This is a genomic window from Aquibium carbonis, assembly GCF_003970795.1.
GTDB lineage: Bacteria > Pseudomonadota > Alphaproteobacteria > Rhizobiales > Rhizobiaceae > Aquibium > Aquibium carbonis.
Genome location: NZ_RWKW01000037.1, coordinates 1 through 1,176, shown reverse-complemented (window position 1 = coordinate 1,176; position 1,176 = coordinate 1). Strand labels below are relative to the sequence as shown.

General features: G+C 65.6%; 1 protein-coding gene. It reads right to left on the bottom strand.

All coding sequences use genetic code 11. The annotated features are described in order from the left end of the window. Positions 1–1,174, bottom strand: a 1,174-nt coding sequence (gene tuf, locus EJC49_RS11250; protein WP_126700028.1) for an elongation factor Tu, incomplete at its 3' end; no start/stop codon positions are given. Positions 1,175–1,176: the final 2 nt, after the last annotated feature.

The window sequence follows — 1,176 nt, the reverse complement described above, 5'->3', positions numbered from 1 at the left end:
ACTCGACGATGGATGCGACGATGCCGGACCCGACGGTACGGCCGCCTTCACGGATGGCGAAGCGCAGCTTCTCCTCCATGGCGATCGGCACGATCAGCGTCACGTCGACCGACAGGTTGTCGCCCGGCATCACCATTTCCGTGCCTTCCGGCAGCGACACCACGCCCGTCACGTCGGTCGTGCGGAAGTAGAACTGCGGACGGTAGTTGGTGAAGAACGGCGTGTGACGGCCGCCCTCGTCCTTCGTCAGGATGTAAACCTCGGCCTTGAACTTCGTGTGCGGCTTCACCGAACCCGGCTTGCACAGAACCTGGCCGCGCTCCACGCCCTCGCGGTCCACGCCGCGCAGCAGCGCGCCGATGTTGTCGCCCGCCTGGCCCTGGTCCAGCAGCTTGCGGAACATCTCCACGCCCGTCACCGTCGTCGTCGACGTCGCGCGGATGCCCACGATCTCGACCGTCTCGCCCACCTTGACGATGCCGCGCTCGACGCGACCCGTCACCACCGTGCCGCGGCCCGAGATCGAGAACACGTCCTCGATCGGCATCAGGAACGGCTGGTCGATCGGACGCTCCGGCGTCGGGATGTAGGCGTCGACAGCCTCCATCAGCTTGCGAACCGCGTCCTCGCCGATCTCCTTGTTGCGATCCTCGAGCGCGCACACCGCCGAGCCGGCCACGATCGGAATGTCGTCGCCCGGGAACTCGTACATCGACAGAAGCTCGCGAACCTCGAGCTCGACCAGCTCAAGCAGTTCCGCGTCGTCGACCAGGTCGACCTTGTTCAGGAACACCACGATCGACGGAACGCCCACCTGGCGGGCGAGCAGGATGTGCTCGCGCGTCTGCGGCATCGGGCCGTCGGCGGCCGAGACCACCAGGATCGCGCCGTCCATCTGCGCTGCACCCGTGATCATGTTCTTCACGTAGTCGGCGTGGCCCGGGCAGTCGACATGCGCATAGTGGCGCGCCGCCGTCTCGTATTCCACGTGCGCCGTCGAGATCGTGATGCCGCGCGCCTTCTCTTCAGGCGCCGCGTCGATCTGGTCGTAGGCCTTGAACTCGCCGAAGTACTTCGTGATCGCCGCCGTCAGCGACGTCTTGCCGTGGTCGACGTGACCGATCGTGCCGATGTTCACATGAGGCTTGGTGCGCTCGAATTTACCTTTTGCCATGT